The organism is Seongchinamella unica (assembly GCF_004354085.1).
Classification (GTDB): Bacteria; Pseudomonadota; Gammaproteobacteria; order Pseudomonadales; family Halieaceae; genus Halioglobus; species Halioglobus unicus.
Window position 1 is genome coordinate 1,534,339 of sequence record NZ_SMSE01000001.1, and the last position, 15,657, is coordinate 1,549,995.

Here is a 15,657-nt window from a genome sequence, read left to right on the forward strand (position 1 = left end):
CACTCAGGCCGCGCAGTCTTTTTTCTCCTCGGCCAGCATCTGCCTGAGCTCGGGAATACAGGAACCACACTGGGAACCACAGCGCAGCTTCTCGCCCAGTGCCTCTACCGAATCGGCACCCTCGCCAATGGCGGTGCGTATGCTGTTTTCGCCGACCTCCCAGCAACTGCAGACCAGGGCGCCGGCGTTTTCGATTCCGGGCGTGCATCCGGCCAACAAGGTGTGTGGCTTATCCGGCAGCGCCTGTGTACCCAGCGCCGCCATCCACGCCTGTGGCGGCAGGCCGGCTCTGGCTGGATGCAGGAAAAAAGCGTGCTGCAGCTGCTCATCGCGTAGGTAGAGTTCCCGGAGTGTCTGGTTTTCGGCATCCAGGTAGGAGATCGAGCGTTCATTGCCGATCTCCAGCTGTTGTTTCAGTTGATCGGCCAGCGCGCCCGGAGTGGCATGGTCCGCGACGAGGTAGAGGAAGCCCCCGTCGACAGGAATACGCGACCAGTAAGCCAGGCCCTGCAGCCGCGTTTCCCGGCGGCTGAACAGCCGTCCCCAGCTGTTGACTGCGACCGCAAGGATCTGGACATCGGCAAACTTGGACTGCGGCTGTCCGGAGTGGGGGTCGGTCAGGGCCGGAACCAGCGCGCTGATCGCGCCCGCGGAGCTGAACTGCTCACTCCAGTGAATGGGCGCGAATACCTGCCCATCCGCCAGTCCCTCGTCGATTGTGACTAATCCCGTCACCTGCCCCTGGGTGTTTGCCACCGCGACCAGTTCACCTTCCTCCAGCTGCGCTGCCCGGGCGTCTGCCGGAGACACGCCGATGCTGAAGAAGTCGCGGTGGCGTGACAATCGGGGAACCCTCCCGGTGCGGGTCATGGTGTGCCACTGGTCCCGCAGTCTCCCGGTATTGAGCGCGTGATGTTCCACCGCCGGTGGCAGCCGGGGAACGATCGGCACCAGCTGCGCTTTTCCGGTCCGGGTGAAGTAGTGCCCGTCCGCCAGCAGCTCGCTGCTGACGCCAGGGGCTACCGGCCAGCGCACCGGTGCCAGTCGCCGGTATTCAGCGTCGCTGACTCCGCTCAGGCCGCCAATGTTGAAGGCGCGCTGGCCATTATTCTCGAAGGCCGACAGGGCCGCGTGCTCGCGGAAGATTGCTGCCGGGCCGTCATAGTCAAAATGCGCCCCCAGACCCAGCCGGCGCGCCACCTCGGTAACCATCCACCAGTCGGGCCTGGCTTCGCCCGCGGCTGCCACCAGGCTGCGTTGTCGCGAGATCACCCGTTCGGAGTTGGTTACGGTACCGTCTTTCTCACCCCACCCGGCGGCCGGCAACACCATATCGGCCCGGCGGGCAGTATCGGTGTCTTCGGTACAGTCTGATACCACGACGAAGTCGCAGCGTTCCAGGGCGGCCTTGACCATGGCGGTGTCCGGGAGGCTTACCGCCGGGTTGGTGGCCATGATCCAGAGGAACCGGATTTTACCGTCCGCCGCAGCCTGGAACATATCGACTGCCTTGAGGCCGGGAGAACTGGCCATGTCACTGGCGTTCCAGAACCGGGCGACCCGGTCGACCTCGTCATCGGCAAAATCCATGTGGGCGGCCAGTTGGTTGGCAAGGCCGCCGACTTCACGTCCCCCCATGGCGTTGGGCTGCCCGGTGATTGAAAAAGGACCCGCCCCGGGCTTGCCGATCCGCCCGGTGGCCAGGTGACAGTTGATGATGGCGTTGCATTTGTCGGTGCCCGTACTCGATTGGTTGATCCCCTGTGAGTAGAGCGTCACGGTCTTTTCGGTGTCGCCAAACCACTGGTAAAACGTGCTCAGCACCGACTCCGACAGACCGGTGGCGGACAGGACGTGCGCCCGGTCGATGCCGGCGACTGCTGCGAGGGCCGCTTCGAGCCCCTCGGTGTGGCGTTCAATATACGCGTCATCCAGTAGCCGGGACCCTGCAAGGTGGTTGAGCAGTCCGGCGAACAGGAAGGCATCGCTGCCAGGTTGTATCTGCAGGTGCAGGTCTGCCGCGTCACAGGTGGCAGTGCGTCGTGTGTCGACCACCACAACCCGCTTGTTGGGGTTAGCCCGCTTGGCCGCAACAATTCTCTGGTACACCACCGGATGGGTCCAGGCCGCATTGGAGCCGACCATGACCAGCAACTCGGCGGATTCGACATCGTCATAGCTGCAGGGCACCAGGTCCTCGCCAAAGGCGCGCTTGTAGGCGGCGACGGCTGAGGACATGCAAAGGCGCGAATTGGTATCCACGTTGGCACTACCGAGGAAGCCTTTCATCAGTTTGTTGGCAACGTAATAGTCTTCCGTCAGCAGCTGACCAGAGAGATAGAATGCAATCGACCCTGGTCCATGGCGGTCGCGGGTGTCGCGCAGTTTCGCTGCCACCGTATCCAGGGCCTCGTCCCAGGAAACGGTTTGTCCCTTTGCCCGGGGGTGGAGGAGCCGGCCCTCGTCGCCGAGTGTCTCAGCCAGTGCCGTCCCCTTGACGCACAGGCGGCCGGCATTGGCGGGATGGTTCCCGTCCCCCATGACCGCGATAACGTTTCCCTGGTCCAGCTCGGCGCTCACACCGCAGCCGACGCCACAGTAGGGACACGTGGTGTTGCAGAAACTCATTTCAATGCTTGATCAATACGTTGTTGCCGTCCAGTCGCACCTCGTAGACCTCGACCGAGACATTGTCTTCCTCGAGGCACCGGCCGCTGGCCAGGTCGAAATGCTGCTTGTAAAGCGGTGACGCCACCACCAGCCGGCCACCGACGTCGCCGACGATGCCGCGTGACAGCACATTGGCGCCGCCAATCGGGTCGCGATTACTCAGCGCGTAGACCTGCTGGTCTTCTTCCGGCAGATAAAAGAGCGCGATTTGTTGCTGGCCGACCATTGCACAAACCCCGGACCCGGGCACCAGGTCGTCACGGGTGCAGATGGATTGCCAGTGTATTTTTTCTACTGCTGTCATGTTTCTAGCCTCTGTGAATTTCCGTTTTGCTGACCGGGTTATCCCTGTGGGCAGGAGTCAGGCGCCAGGAGCCGGGGTAGCTTAGTTGCCAGCCGAGACCAGCCGCAATCTCTCCTCCGGCTTTGCCGGCCGGATCTGCTCACGTTCTTTTACAAACACCACATTGCTGTCCGCCTCGTCCGAGTTGACGAAACTGCGGAAGCGCTTGAGCTTCTCGGGGTCGTCGAGGGTTGTTTTCCACTCGCACTGGTAAGTGCCGACAATCAGCTCCATCTGTGACTCCAGCTCCGCAGCGATGCCCAGTGAATCCTCGATAACGACTTCGCGCAGGTAGTCGATACCGCCTTCAAGGTTATCCATCCAGGTGGAAGTGCGCTGCAGGCGGTCGGCGGTGCGGATATAGAACATCAGGAACCGGTCGATGTACTGGACAAGGGTCTGGTCGTCCAGGTCGGTGGCAAACAGGTCTGCGTGACGGGGTTTCATGCCACCGTTACCGCAGACATAAAGATTCCAGCCGTTCTCGGTGGCGATAACGCCGAAGTCCTTGGACTGGGCTTCCGCGCACTCACGGGTACAGCCGGAGACCGCAGACTTGATCTTGTGGGGGGCGCGCAGGCCCTTGTAGCGATTCTCGATAAAGATGGCCATGCCAACGCTGTCCTGCACGCCGTAGCGGCACCAGGTGCTGCCCACGCAGGATTTTACTGTGCGCAGGGCCTTGCCGTAGGCATGGCCGGTTTCGAAACCCGCGTCTACCAGTGCTCGCCAGATTTCCGGCAATTGCTCCAGCCTCGCGCCGAACAGGTCTACCCGCTGACCGCCGGTAATCTTGGTATAAAGATCGTATTTTTGTGCAACCTGGCCCAGGACAATCAGTTTTTGTGGGGTGATTTCGCCGCCCGCTACCCGTGGCACAATCGAGTAGGTGCCGTCCTTCTGCATGTTGGCCATGAAGGTGTCGTTGGTGTCCTGCAGTCCCACATGGGGTGTCTCCAGGATATGTTCATTCCATAACGAGGCCATGATGGACGCGATGGCGGGCTTGCACACGTCGCAACCGCGTCCCTTGCCGTGAGCGCCCGCCATGGCGGCGAAGGTTTTTATTTCGCCCACTCTCGCCAGGTGATAGAGCTCCTGCCGGGTATAGGGAAAGTGTTCACAAATGCTCTTGTCCACCGCCACGCCGCGGGCAGCCAGTTCATCGTCCACCAGGTTCTTCAGCATCGCGGAACAACCGCCGCAACCGGTGCTGGCTTTGGTCGCGCTTTTAACCTCCTCGAGGGAACAGCCGCCGCCATCGATAGCGCCGACGATGTCGCCCTTGGTGACATTGTGACAGGAACATACCGTGGCGGTAGCGGGCAGGGCCGCAACGCCCAGGGTGGGCGCCTCGCCAGCGGTGGGAGCGATCAAACCCTGGGGTTCGGCAGGCAGTTCGATAGCGTTGAGGTGGTATTGCAGCAGACTATCGTAGCCGCTGCAGTCACCGACCAGCACAGCCCCCAGCAGGGTCTTGCCATCGCCCGAGGTGACGATTCGTTTGTACACCTCTTCCCGTTCGTCACTGAACACGAAAGAGATGGACCCCGGGGTACGACCGTGGGCATCGCCGATGGAGCCAACATCCACACCCAGCAACTTGAGCTTGGTACTCATATCGGCGCCGGTAAACGAGGCAACGCCGCCGGCAATCTGGCTGGCCACGGCCTCCGCCATCCGGTAACCGGGAGCTACCAGGCCGTAAATGCGGCCCTCGTAAAGTGCGCTTTCACCGATACAGTAGATGTTCTGGTCTGTGGTCAGTAGCCGGGAGTCGACCACGATACCGCCGCGCTCTCCCACCGCCAGGTCAAAATCCCTGGCGAGATTGTCCCTGGGGCGAATACCCGCGGAAAATACAATCATGTCGGTTTCAAGCTCGCTGTCGTCCGCAAACTCCATCTTCAGGGCGCAGTTGTCGCCCTTGCCGATGTTTTTCGTATTCTTGCTGGTGTGGATCGTTACGCCCAGGGCTTCAATCTTGCGCCGCAGCATGCGCGATCCGCCCTCGTCCAGCTGCACGCCCATAAGACCCGGGGCAAATTCCACCACATGGGTTTCCAGGCCAAGGTTTTGCAGGGCATTGGCGCATTCCAGTCCCAGCAGGCCGCCGCCTACCACCACGCCAATGTTGCTGTCTTTTGCCCGGGCCTTGATTTCCCCCAGGTCGTCGATGGTTCGATAGGTGAGGCAGCGTTTGTGTTCGTGGCCTGGTACCGGCGGCACAAACGGATAGGAACCGGTGGCCAGTACCAGCTTGTCGTAGGCAAAGCGACGACCGAGTCCGGTCACGACTTCCTGCTTGTTGCGTTCGATAGTGACGACGGGGTCGCCGAAATGTGCTTCCACTCCCCAGCTCTTGTAGGTGTCCCGATCGGCCAGCGCCAACGCCTCCGGCGCGCGGCCGGCGAACACGTCCGAGAGGTGTACCCGGTCATAGGCGGGACGGGGCTCTTCGCCGATAACGGTGATATCGACCGCTGCCCCGCTGTTGGCCAGGGCCTCCACGAAGTGATGACCGACCATGCCGTTACCGACGACTACGATTTTCTGCCTGCTCATGACTACTCTCCTCTAGGCCGCTGTTGCGGGCGCCAGTGTTTGCGCCATCTCGGGGCCGAACATCAGCCCGTGGCGCAGTGCGGCGATGTTTCGCCTGTTATGAATCAGTTCGGCGTACCAGGTACCGCCGCGTTTATCCCCGACCAGTACAGCGCCGATCAGCTGGTCATCGCGAATGACCAGCCGGCGGTAGACGCCATGGTCCGGGTCGCGTAAAACCAGGTGTTCGGCATCGGTATCAAGGACACCGGCACGGTAGAGATCGATGCCGGAAATTTTCAGCTGGGTTGGCCAGTCATCGATCTCGAAATCGGTACCGGGTCGGTTTGTGAGCTGGCCCGCCAGCACCTTTGCCTGTTTGCGGATAGGCGCCACCAGGCCAAAACAGTGTTCACCCAGCTGGCTGCATTCCCCGAGGGCAAATACGTTGTTGATCGAGCAGCGCAGTTGACCGTCCACGACAATGCCCCGGTCCGTGGCGAGGCCGGCTGCGGCGGCCAACTGCCGGTTGGGCGCGATGCCCGTGGCTACCAGCAGCAACTGACAGTCCAGGTAATCGCCGTTGTCCAGCTCGACACCGATGATGTGGTTGTTCTCGCTGTGCACCCGGCTGGCGGAAGCGCCCAGTTGTATGTTCATCCCCTGGGACTCCAGCTCGCGCTGCAGCACCCTGCCTCCTTCTTCGTCCAGCTGACGGTTCATCAGCCACTGGTTGCGGTGCAGCACGGTTGTCCGGTGACCGCGCTGGTTGAGGCCGTGGGCAGCTTCCAGCCCCAGAAGTCCGCCGCCGATTACCACCACTTGCCGGTTTTCTCCCGGCACCTCCAGCAGCTTGCGGGTATCGTCCAGGGTCCTGAAAACACCGACACCGGCTACGTCAGCGCCGGCTATCTCCGGTTTCGCGACGGACGAGCCTGTGGCGAATACCAGCTGGTCATAGTGTTGCTCGTGGCCGTTGTCACAGCGCACCAGGCGGTTTTGGGTGTCCACTTTCTCTACACGGGTGCCGGCAATAAACCTGGTGGCCCTGCCCTGGTCTGCCGGCAACAGGCGCAGCGCCTCCTCGGCTGTCTCCCCGGCCAGCAGGCTGGAGAGCAGTACCCGGTTGTAGCAACAGTCCCGTTCATCACCAATCACGGTGATGTCACCGTCATGACCGCGATTTTCCAGTTCCTGCAACAGGTAGGCGGTGGCCATGCCGGCGCCGATTATCAGGGTTTCAGGGCTCACGGCGTTCAGGCAGCCTCTGAGTCCGGGCCACCGGTCTTTGCGCCGGAGTCTTCTTCGGCACTGAGGGCCTCAACCACTGCGGCAGATTCCCGCTCTGGCTGTGGCGTTTCCTGTGCCGCCTTTGCCGGCTGGCTGTGCTTGGCGTAAAGGAATTCGAGCACTTGCTGGCGCAGGTGGACAAATTCAGGATTTTCAGCCAGGTCCAGTCGATCTCTGGGTCTTGCCAGATTGACGTCAAGTATCTCGCCGATACTCGCCGCGGGGCCATTGGTCATCATCACGATACGGTCTGACAACAGCACCGCCTCGTCCACGTCGTGGGTAATCATGATCACTGTGTTGCCCAGTTCAGCCTGGATCTCCATCAGCGAGTCCTGCAACTGGGCGCGGGTCAGTGCGTCCAGGGCGCCAAAGGGCTCGTCCATCAGCAGCACCTTTGGTTGCATGGCGAGACAGCGGGCAATACCCACGCGCTGCTTCATTCCCCCGGAAATCTCGCCGGGTAGCTTGTCCAGGGCGTGATCCATGTTCACCAGTTGCAGGTTGTGTTCGATCCACTCCCGGCGTTCGGCCCTCGATTTGGTTTTGCGGAATACCTGGTTGACCGCCAGTTCCACATTTTCATACACCGACAGCCAGGGCATCAGCGAGTGATTCTGGAAAACGACTGCGCGGTCGGGGCCAGGTTCGGTAACCTCTTTGCCCTCCAGTACCACACCACCCTCGGTGGCTCGATGCAGGCCGGCGACAATGTTCAGTACCGTGGATTTACCGCAGCCAGAGTGTCCGATCAGCGAGACAAACTCGCCTTTTTTCATGCGCAGGTTGACGTTCTGCAGGGCGCGGAACTTGCTGCCGTTGGTGTCAAATTCAATGCCAACGCCGGTAATATCGAGATACTTGATGCCCATAAAACTGTTCTCCCTTGCCTAGCGCAGAACCGCGCTCTTGTCCCAGCTCACTCGCTTCTGCAGGGTGAGCATGAGTTTGTCCAACATGAATCCGATAAGGCCGATAGCAATCACGGCGACCATGATGCGGCCCAGAGAATTGGAGCTGCCATTCTGGAACTCGTCCCAGACAAACTTCCCCAGTCCCGGGTTCTGGGCCAGCATTTCCGCAGCGATGAGCACCATCCAGCCGGTGGCCAGCGACAGGCGCAGGCCGGTGAAAATCATCGGGATGGCCGCCGGAATAACGATCTTGCGTACGTGCACCATGGGCGACAGCGCCATTACCCGACTGACGTTGACCAGGTCGCGATCGATGCCGGTCACGCCCACGGTGGTGTTGATCAGGGTGGGCCAGAGGCAGCACAGGGCGACGGTAATCGCGGAATTGAGGAAGGCCTTGTCGAAGACCGGGTCCTCTGCGGTATAGGTTGCCGACACCACCATGGTCACCAACGGTAGCCACGCCAGCGGCGATACCGGCTTGAACACCTGGATTATGGGATTCATCGCCTTGTAGGTCGCGGCGCTCAGTCCGCAGACGATGCCCAAGGGTATGGCGATCAGGTTGGCGATAAAAAAGCCCGCCGCCACGGTAAGCAGGCTGGTAATAATCTGGTCGAAGAACGTGGGCTTGCCGGTGTAATTACGGATCTTGATAACGGCGTCCGGGTCCCTGGCCAGTTTCCTGGCATTGCGCTCTTCCTGGCGCTGGTAAAAGGCAGCTTCCTTGGCACGTTCCCGTTTGTGCTCTGCCCCCAGGTTTTCGATCTGCTCCCATACCTGCGTCGGCCCGGGAAACTTGCCCAGAGAGGTTTCAATGCGATTGGCAGAAAATTGCCAGGCCAGCAGGAATACGAGAATACCCAACGCCGGGAGGATGAGTCCTTCGATAAAGGACCTGGAGCCCAGGCGCGCGAGAAGCTGCTGGTAGCGGTCGTCGGGCTTGAGTGTTGCTGTGTCTGACATGTTGCTAACTCTCGTGTCGGTCATTCCGCCGAAAGGCGGAAGCGATTGGCTTTCTGCAGTGAATGGACCCCGGCCTTACCCGGGGTTGACGGTCGTGGCCACGTCCGTTGCTGGCGCGGGTGGTGATATCACTCCACCACCTCACTCCCTTTCAGGCCAATGGGGAACTGTTCCAGATAGGCATTGGGTTGGCTGCCATCAAACACCATGCCGTCGATGAACTCGGTCTGTGGAGGGCGGAAGCCTGATTCCTCGGCGAAGGCCGGAAATTCCTCTGTCTCCATTTCACCCTCATCGATCAGGGCCTCTGCCGCCGCCTGGTAGATATCCGGGCGATAGACGCTTTTGGCCACCTCGAGATACCAGTCATCGGACTTGGGTTCGGCAATCTGGCCCCAGCGACGCATCTGGGTCAGGTACCAGATGGCATCCGAGTAGTAGGGGTAGGTGGCGAAGTAGCGGAAGAACACGTTGAAGTCTGGGATGTCGCGCTTGTCACCCTTCTCATATTCGAAGGTGCCGGTCATGGAGTTGGCGATGACGTCGTAATCCGCCCCCACATATTCGGACCGCGAGAGAATCTCCACCGCTTGCGGACGGTTGGCGTTGTCATTCTCGTCCAGCCATCTGGCGGCGCGCAGCAGTGCCTTGACCACGCGCACCGTGGTGTTGGGATACTTCTCGGTGAATTCCTTGTTGAGGCCAAACACCTTTTCCGGGTTGTTCTTCCAGATTTCGTAGTCAGTGATCACGGGTACACCAATACCCTTGAATACCGCCTGCTGGTTCCAGGGCTCGCCCACGCAGTAGCCGTGGATGGTGCCGGCTTCCAGGGTGGCCGGCATCTGCGGTGGCGGGGTAACGGAGAGCAGGGCCTCGGCGTTGATCTGGCCGGAGATGTCGCCCTTGTGGGGCGCGTAGTAACCCGGGTGGATACCGCCGGCGGCCAGCCAGTAGCGCAGCTCGTAGTTGTGCGTTGACACCGGGAACACCATGCCCATGTTGAAGGGCTTGCCTTCGTTAATGTACTGGTCGACCACGGGCTTCAGATAGTCAGCCTTGATGGGGTGCACCGGTTTGCCGTTTTCGTGGGGGATGTGTTTTTTCATTTCGGCCCAGACGGCATTGGAAACGGTGATCCCGTTGCCGTTGAGGTCCATGGAGAAGGGAGTGACGATGTGCGCCCTGGTGCCGAAGCCGATAGTGGCGGCCAGCGGCTGGCCTGCCAGCATGTGGGCGCCATCCAGTTGTCCGTCAATCACTCCGTCCAGCAGCACCTTCCAGTTGGCCTGTGCTTCCAGGCTGACGTAGAGGCCCTCGTCCTCGAAGTAACCGTTCTCATAGGCGATGGCCAGTGGCGCCATATCCGTGAGCTTGATAAAGCCAAAGGTGAGCTCGTCTTTTTCCGGCTCGCCAAGTTCGGCGCTGGCCGAGAATGGCAGTGCGACCGATAGCAGTGATCCCAGTGCCAGAGTGCCGAAACGCCGGCGGGTGACAGATAACAGTGTTTTACCAAACATGCGATACCCCTTGTACATCGTGCATGAACACGCAGACGCTCCCCCTGCACACGGACCGATTGGCCGGAGTGTAAGAGCGTCGTTGCCCAAGAAGAGAATCTGTGTGGTGTGAGTTACGGGTATATGAGTAACAAGAGCCGCGCCAATATTTGCAATAGTTTTTAAAATCAGCGGCTTAGGGTGTAACGGTGTTCTCCGCTGTCGCGCCTGGACAGGTTATGGCTTCGGTGGTCGCACCACGGCGGTGCAATCTCGCCCCATTTCGAACACCTGTCGGCTAGCTTTCCAGCAGTCGGTCCGGCCCCAGCTCGATCCCGGGCTCCAGTTCCCAGGGCTGGTCATGTTGATTGACCGGTTTGTAGTCCTGGCTCGGGGAGGGCAGGTGGAGGTAGCGTGCCGCCTCCCGGTACAGGTCGGTGCGGAAGCAGCGCTGCACCTGGGATTTGATATCGTCTGTGCTGAACGTCTTGCCCAGCAGCACACCGATTTGCTGTAGCAGACGTTCACCCTCTGAGCGCCAGGGAAAGCCGGCCTGGAAGCGACCGAAGACGTGGAAGTGTGGCAGGTCCTGAATGGGTCCGCCCTTGCTGAAGGCCAACTGGCCCCGTAGCGAGGGCGACAGGTTGTCCTCCGTCAGGTCCAGGTAGCGGGGAGCGGCCAGAATCGAGACTGCCTGCTCCCGATTGTAGGGATGGGACAGCCAGCTACAGGCCTCCATCAGGGCCAGCCGCAGGCGCAGATGACTGCCGGGGTGCGCACCGTGCCATGTCTCGGTGACCGCGAGCACCTTTTCCAGGCTGTTGTTCCAGATCTGGTGTCCTGTCGCCTGTATCGCACCAATACCGTATTGCACCGCAACGCTGTTCCAGGGTTCCCCAACACAATAACCGTCGATAATTCCCCGGGCCAGGCTGTCTACCATCTGCTCCGGCGGCAGTACGATAATGCGCACGTCACGCTCCGGATCGATGCCGCCACACTGCAGCCAGTGGCGCAGCTGGAGAATGTGACAGGAAAATGTGTGGGCTGCGGCCAGGGTGACTTGCCGCTTGTCTTCGCGCAGGTAGGCAGCGAAGGCGAGGGCGGTGCTGCGGGCGTCATGAGTCGGGTCGCCGCCGCGGGCGGCAATTTCCGTCGACAGGGCCTGGCTGAAGGTAATGGCGTTGCCGTTCAGGCTCAGGGCCAGCCCCGTCATTATGTCAGCTCGCATGCCGCCCACGCCAAGTGAGGTGGCCAGGGGTAATGGAGCCAGCATCTGCGCCGCATCCAGGTCACCGGTGACCAGCTTGTCGCGAACATTGGCCCAGGATACTTCCCGCTGCAGCTGAACCTGCAGTCCGTATTTTTCGTAGTGACCCAACTCCTGGGCGAGGATCAGCGGTGCGCTGTCGCTGAGCCTGAGAAAGCCGAGAGTCAGTTCATTACGCTCTGCCGGTGGCAATCGGGTGGCGTCGCTCATGGCTTTTTTCCTTTGACGGTCGTTCGCTCCAGGATCGCGATAACATCCCGGGAGGTTTCTCCCAGAGACCGATTCTTGTCCATGGCAAGTTTACGCAGGGTAGAGAAGGCTTCTTCCTCACCTGCACCATGGGTCTGCATCAGTAATCCCTTGGCTTTCTCAATCAGCTTCCGGTCTTCGAGTTGGCGCCGGGTATCGTCCAGCTGCTCGCGCAGCTCGTTGAAGGCGGAAAACTGGGCGACAGCGATGTCGATCGCAGCCCGGACTCGCTCCGGGCTGATGTCTTCCGCCTGGTAGGCGGTTACCCCTGCCCGGATGGCGTCAGTGATAAAGCGCTGGTCGCCTGATTCCGAGAACATCACCACCGGGCGCGGATTATGGCCGGAGGCAATGCTGAGGCTTTCGAGGACATCCCGATCCGGGGAATCCAGGGCAATGATGACGACATCCGGTTCCTGCTGTGCCATCTGGTACAGCAGCCCGGAGGCGGTGGGAATGACCGAAAGCACGTCAAAGCCAACGTCGCGCAGGCGTGACTCCACGGCAGTGGCGCGCGCCGCGTCATCGTCGACGAGAATGACCCGCAGCACGCGGGCGGAAGGAAAAGAATCTGGCACAACAAGTGCTCCGGCTCAATACCAGGGGGCGTGAACCGGAGCTTCGCTCCAGGATCAAATCTTGAAGTTGACCGTCACCCAGGCCTTGTCGGAATCGGTGTAGGCATCAGAGTCGCTGGAAAAGCTGGCGTACTTGAGCTGGAACATCCAGTTTTTGCTGTAATTCCAGGTCGCCACCAGGTCGATTTCCGTACCCCAGTCCTCGCTGGAATCCTCCGCGCTGAAGTCATGGTAGAAGCCGCCCAGGGCTACCGGCCCCAGTTTGCCGGTCAGGCCCACATAGAGATCCTCTATACCGTCTCCGGGGGTGACCAGGAACATGTCGGCCCAACCCTGGAACTTGTGCAGGGTGGCGTAGGGCGTTTTGAAGCCGACCCCGTCGCCAGCACCCAGTACCTCGTAGCCAAGGCTTGCCTTGAGACCGGAGAAGGCGAAACTGCCCTCGAGCAGGTAGTAGTCCGCGTCGTAGGACAGCGGGCTATCGCCTGCGTCCGACTGGGTGGCATAGGAAGCGTTAGCCCCTATCGGCCCGAACTTGCCATTGTACTCCACACCCACGGTGTCAGAGGAGTTGCCCACGGTTTTCCCGGGTGCGTAGGCCAGGTCATCGTCGATATCCAGGCCATAGTAGAAAGCGCTCACGGTGTGATTTTCGACGATTTTCCAGTCTGCGCGCAGGAAGTGGTTCTCGCCGTGGTGATTGGCGGGTTGCGCCGGTCCGTCATCCGGGCCAAAAATCCGGTTGATGTTGTAGACGTAGGCGTAATCCACGGTAAAGCCATGGTCGCCCTCGTACATGGCTCTGAAGCCATCGTAGGTCTGTTCATTCTGGCGCCAGCCGACACCGCCGACAAAGCGCTGGTTGCCGTGCAGGATTCGCTGCCGCCCGTAAGTGCCCGAGGCTCCGGCGGCGGCGTACTTGAGCCAGGCCTGGTTGACCTCGGTACCCTCAGGGTCGGCCACCACCGGGTACTGGACCTTGCCATTGGCCGTGGAGTTGTAATTGTCGCTGCCGATCGCGGTGACATCGTCGAATTCGGCGAGGAAGGATAGTCCCCTGTATTCGGCCGAGGTGAAGGTCAGCCTGGACCGCAGGGTGGACGCCTTGGCGTTGCGACTCAAGCCGTCCTGGTCGACATACTCGTAGCGATAGCGAAAGTTGAACGACGTTTTGCCATCGCTAAACATGTTGGTGAAACCGGGAGCCTGGCTCTCTTCGGCAACTGTCGGAACCGCACAGGTACCAAGTGCGGCGGCTGCGATAATGCTGAGGCTCTTGCTGGATACTGTCATTTTTCTCTCCTCTGAAACGACAAACGCCCGCGCCTCATCCGTGGTGATGGATGAAGCAGCAGGCGTCGTTGCCGTTGATCGAATTGTGGGGACTGTGTTCCCGGACGCAACTTTCGGGCCAATAGTTGAAAACACCTGTATACACTGCCCTTGGGGCAATTTTGGCTGCTTCATTCGTCGCTCGCAGTGCACAACGACAAGGCCCGGTGCACTGAAATGGATGGATTTGTGCACCCTGATCGCGCATATTCCCTATAAATATAAATAGTTGAACGCAGGAAGACCAAACATGGCCGTTTTATTGAGCGACGGTAGCATTTCCGAACCTCCGCGGGAAGAGGGCCCGGGCCTGTTTCGGCTCGCTTTCCGGCCGTTTTTTCTCGGTGGTGCGCTGTTCAGCGTACTGGCGGTACTGTTGTGGAGCAGTATCGTCAGCGGAGGCACCGGCCTGAATGTTTATGGAGGTGGCCTATGGTGGCATGGCCATGAGATGTTATTCGGCTTCGTGGCTGCGATTGTTGTCGGTTTCCTTCTGACTGCGGTGCAGACCTGGACCGGTATCACTGGCATAAAAGGCCGGCCCCTGGCGGCCCTGTTCCTGCTGTGGTTGTGTGCCCGGCTGGCGCTGGTGTTGCCGGCCCTGGTGCCGCTCTGGCTCACGATATCGCTGGATTTGCTGTTTCTGCCCCTGGCGGCCGTGCTGCTCTCCCTACCCGTTATCCGTATCAGGCAATGGCGCAACATTGTTTTTGTGCCGGTGCTGCTGGCGATGGCAGCTGCCAACGGAGCTTCCCATGTGTCGGTAGTTCGGCAGGATCCCGCACTGCAAGCTGTCGCCTTCAACTTCATGGTGATGCTGGTTTCGCTGTTGATAACAGTGGTTGCGGGCAGGGTCGTGCCCATGTTCACCGCCAATGGCACCGGCACTGAGCGCGTGCCACCCCTGCCCTGGCTCGAGCGCCTGTGTCTGCTCAGTATGCTACTGGCGATCCCGGCGGCAGTGTGGATGCCTGACTCCCCGGCGATTGCGTCGCTCGCGCTGTTTTTTGCCGCGGCCTGCCACGGTTTGAGAGTGTTGCGCTGGCGCACCTGGGTGACACTGGCCACGCCACTGGTCTGGTCGCTGCACCTGAGTTACTGGGCACTGGTCCTGGGACTGGGCCTGCTCGGGGTGTCTCGCTTGAGCGACAGTGTCAGCCTCAGCCAGGCCCTGCATGTGTTGACGGTGGGTGGCATGGGCTTGATGATTCTGGCGATGATTTCCCGGGTGTCGCTGGGACACACGGGGCGGACCTTACAGGTGGGTCCAGTGATGGTCGTCGCCTATCTCTCGCTGCTGGCGGCGCTGATTCTGCGGGTGTCGGGGCAGTGGTGGCTGGCAGACTACCGCGACGTGATTATCGGCTCGGCCCTGTTGTGGGCAGTGGCTTACGGTTTGTTTTTTGTTCGCTATCTGCCGATTCTGGCCAGCCCCCGGCCGGATGGACGCCCGGGCTAGTCAGGCTGGTGCCCGCTGAGCTCGACCTCGGGAATCGGGATATCCAGTGCCGCGACTGTTCGGGCAAACATCTCCGGTTGCAGGTCGCCCATGATGTTAACGATAACCGCCTCGGTTCCATCACTGTTCAGAACAACGATCCCCTGGATCTCTTCGCCGTCCATTTTTACCAGCATGTAGGTGGTTTCCGTGTTTTCCCGTACCACCACGACCGGCTCCCAGGACTGCTTCACCAGGGATTGGCGCATATCTTCCAGCCCCAGGCTAACCGCGTCTGCCTCCCCCGGTTCCACCTCATACACTTTAACCCTCACACCCTGCAGGTTGCGAAGAATCTGCCGGGCATGTGGATCGTCCTCGACGAAGCGTGCCGCGAGGGACAGCAGTCCGGGGCCGATGGACAGGCTCACCCGCTGGTCGGTATGGCGCCAGTCCAGCGTCTGGACATCGGCGAAGCCGGCATTCCCGTCGGGCGCGGTGATGCCGCAGCCCGCCAGGCAAAGACAGGCGGTAAGCACCAGTATCAAAAGCGGCCTGGCCATT

At 60.7% G+C, this 15,657-nt stretch carries 12 protein-coding genes; 1 reads left to right on the forward strand and 11 read right to left on the reverse strand.

The window, feature by feature from the left end:
* Nucleotides 1–3: 3 nt before the first annotated feature.
* The 10 genes from E2F43_RS06790 to E2F43_RS06835 all read right to left on the reverse strand — a co-directional run bounded on the left by E2F43_RS06790 (nt 4) and on the right by E2F43_RS06835 (nt 13,616).
* Nucleotides 4–2,628 carry a nitrate reductase gene (locus tag E2F43_RS06790; protein ID WP_133210858.1) on the reverse strand — a complete coding sequence of 875 codons (2,625 nt, stop codon included), beginning with the start codon at nt 2,626–2,628 and terminating at the stop codon, nt 4–6.
* 1 nt (nt 2,629) lies between these two features.
* On the reverse strand, nt 2,630–2,974 hold the full coding sequence (gene nirD / locus E2F43_RS06795) for a nitrite reductase small subunit NirD (RefSeq protein WP_133210860.1): 345 nt from the start codon (nt 2,972–2,974) through the stop codon (nt 2,630–2,632).
* A gap of 81 nt (nt 2,975–3,055) precedes the next feature.
* A complete protein-coding gene (gene nirB, locus E2F43_RS06800) occupies nt 3,056–5,578 on the reverse strand; it encodes a nitrite reductase large subunit NirB (protein WP_133210862.1) in 2,523 nt (840 codons plus the stop codon).
* 12 nt (nt 5,579–5,590) lie between these two features.
* Nucleotides 5,591–6,808, reverse strand: a complete 1,218-nt coding sequence (locus E2F43_RS06805; protein WP_133210864.1) for an NAD(P)/FAD-dependent oxidoreductase — start codon at nt 6,806–6,808, stop codon at nt 5,591–5,593.
* Nucleotides 6,809–6,813: 5 nt separating this feature from the next.
* The gene (locus E2F43_RS06810; RefSeq protein ID WP_133210866.1) at nt 6,814–7,719 is read right to left on the reverse strand and encodes an ABC transporter ATP-binding protein; all 906 of its coding nucleotides are present in this window, start codon (nt 7,717–7,719) and stop codon (nt 6,814–6,816) included.
* 18 nt (nt 7,720–7,737) lie between these two features.
* Nucleotides 7,738–8,727, reverse strand: coding sequence for an ABC transporter permease (locus tag E2F43_RS06815; protein WP_238946767.1), 990 nt, complete (start codon nt 8,725–8,727; stop codon nt 7,738–7,740).
* Nucleotides 8,728–8,855: 128 nt separating this feature from the next.
* Nucleotides 8,856–10,247 (reverse strand): CmpA/NrtA family ABC transporter substrate-binding protein, encoded by a 1,392-nt coding sequence (locus tag E2F43_RS06820; RefSeq protein ID WP_133210870.1) that lies wholly within the window; start codon nt 10,245–10,247, stop codon nt 8,856–8,858.
* A 277-nt stretch (nt 10,248–10,524) separates the two neighbouring features.
* On the reverse strand, nt 10,525–11,706 hold the full coding sequence (locus tag E2F43_RS06825; protein ID WP_133210872.1) for a CmpA/NrtA family ABC transporter substrate-binding protein: 1,182 nt from the start codon (nt 11,704–11,706) through the stop codon (nt 10,525–10,527).
* Nucleotides 11,703–12,323, reverse strand: coding sequence for an ANTAR domain-containing response regulator (locus E2F43_RS06830; protein ID WP_238946768.1), 621 nt, complete (start codon nt 12,321–12,323; stop codon nt 11,703–11,705). Before E2F43_RS06830 ends, E2F43_RS06825 begins: the two co-directional genes overlap by 4 nt.
* A gap of 54 nt (nt 12,324–12,377) precedes the next feature.
* Nucleotides 12,378–13,616, reverse strand: a complete 1,239-nt coding sequence (locus tag E2F43_RS06835) for an alginate export family protein (RefSeq protein ID WP_165954211.1) — start codon at nt 13,614–13,616, stop codon at nt 12,378–12,380.
* 289 nt (nt 13,617–13,905) lie between these two features.
* On the opposite strand from E2F43_RS06835, the gene E2F43_RS06840 reads away from it, so the two are divergent.
* Entirely contained in the window at nt 13,906–15,114 is a 1,209-nt protein-coding gene (locus E2F43_RS06840; protein ID WP_133210876.1) for an NnrS family protein, read from the forward strand.
* Here the strand turns inward: E2F43_RS06840 and E2F43_RS06845 are convergent.
* Nucleotides 15,111–15,656 (reverse strand): DUF4252 domain-containing protein, encoded by a 546-nt coding sequence (locus E2F43_RS06845; protein WP_133210878.1) that lies wholly within the window; start codon nt 15,654–15,656, stop codon nt 15,111–15,113. The genes E2F43_RS06840 and E2F43_RS06845 overlap by 4 nt on opposite strands.
* Between the last annotated feature and the right edge of the window lies 1 nt (nt 15,657).